The 263-nt window shown below is 72.2% G+C and carries 1 protein-coding gene; it reads right to left on the reverse strand.

Annotated features, from left to right (window positions below; translation table 11 throughout):
- The coding region (locus R0J88_RS21030; RefSeq protein ID WP_410901031.1) for a carotenoid oxygenase family protein at positions 1–144 on the reverse strand (144 nt) is incomplete at its 3' end.
- Positions 145–263 lie beyond the last annotated feature (119 nt).

The following is a 263-nucleotide window of genomic DNA, read 5'->3' on the forward strand; positions in this document are numbered from 1 at the left end:
CACGCACACCAGAACCCAACCGTCGTCCTCGTCGCGCGCCCCCGGCCGGGGCACGAACACCGGCTCGCTGTTCTGGTCGCCGGCCGGCACCGCATACTGCTGGCGCGCGCCCGTCTTCAGGTCGTAGCGCACCACGCCGCGCATCTAGCGGTTGTTGGGCTGCTCCACCGCATAGCCGTAGCGGTAGGCGCGGCCGGTCCGGGCCTCGTTGATGCGCGGCAGCTCGATGCCGGCATTGTCCAGCGCGCGCTCCGTGACGCCGC

Source organism: Pseudoalteromonas sp. SIMBA_162, assembly GCF_046535955.1.
Lineage (GTDB): Bacteria > Pseudomonadota > Gammaproteobacteria > Enterobacterales > Alteromonadaceae > Pseudoalteromonas > Pseudoalteromonas marina.